Origin of the sequence: Paraglaciecola polaris LMG 21857 (assembly GCF_000315055.1) — a bacterium.
Classification (GTDB): domain Bacteria; phylum Pseudomonadota; class Gammaproteobacteria; order Enterobacterales; family Alteromonadaceae; genus Paraglaciecola; species Paraglaciecola polaris.
In genome coordinates this window covers 1-985 of record NZ_BAER01000009.1, presented here as the reverse complement: position 1 = coordinate 985, position 985 = coordinate 1, and the positions used below count along the sequence as shown (strand labels likewise).

Genomic DNA, 985 nt, shown 5'->3' with positions numbered 1-985 from the left:
TCACAGTCACTTGTAGCGATGGATTCACCTGACAATACCTGCATTCATTATTGCGTGTACCACAGTCGCTTCCCTTTAGCGATACGGTCTCACATAGAGAACAAACTGGACACTATTCTTAATCGCAAGGATCAATCTACTTTGTGGAGTGCAGAAGCGGGTGTAGGTGATATTTTGGCTAGCTACCCCCAAAAAAATCACATTTTTGTTGTTTTAGCCTCTCCGGTTGCTGAAGTTGGGCGAGATCACGATTATGACTGGGCCATTGTCGAGGCAAGCTCTATGCGTTCAATTATACAATTGGCTGGGCGCGTACGGCGCCATAGAGAAATTAGTGAGCCTATAAAGCACCCAAATATTTTATTATTGAATGAGAACTTAAAAGCACTAAGAGGAAAAAAAATCTGCTTTGAACGTCCAGGTTTTGAAATGCCAAACCTTGTTTTAGCTTCTCACGATTTATTTCAAAGGCTAGAAACTGAACAGTACAATCCAATCAACGCCATTCCAAGAATTCAGGAAATAACATCGATCGAAAAGAATACTAATAATGAATATCTGAATCTAGGTTCGCTGGAGCATGTTGCATTAGCATGGCAGCTTTTTAGCGGCGAAAACAAAGCTAAAGTTTGGTGGGCGAATACTCCTTATTGGTGTGGAGAAGTGCAGCGTCAGCAACGCTTTCGAGATTCAAAACAAGATGAGTCTTATTACTTATTTGTTGCAGATGAATTCCACAATCCACATTGGTGTTGGTTAAACGAAAACGCCTACCCGCCAAAAATGACGACAGAAACACCGGTAAGAATTGAAACACTGCAAAGTTTAAATATGGGGAACAACGTCAAATTTTGGTTTGATTTAGACGCATTAGATATTTATTCAAAGCTGGCAAATGACTTTGTTATTGAGTTGAAAGAGGTTAGTCACCGTTTTGGTGAACTACGCATTACAGAATATAGCGATAGTAGTTATCAAGAATATT

Annotated in this window: 1 pseudogene; it reads left to right on the top strand. The window is 39.9% G+C overall.

What is annotated here, in order from left to right:
• Nucleotides 1-18 precede the first annotated feature (18 nt).
• Nucleotides 19-985, top strand: a pseudogene (locus GPLA_RS00690) (type I-F CRISPR-associated helicase Cas3f); the annotation flags it as partial.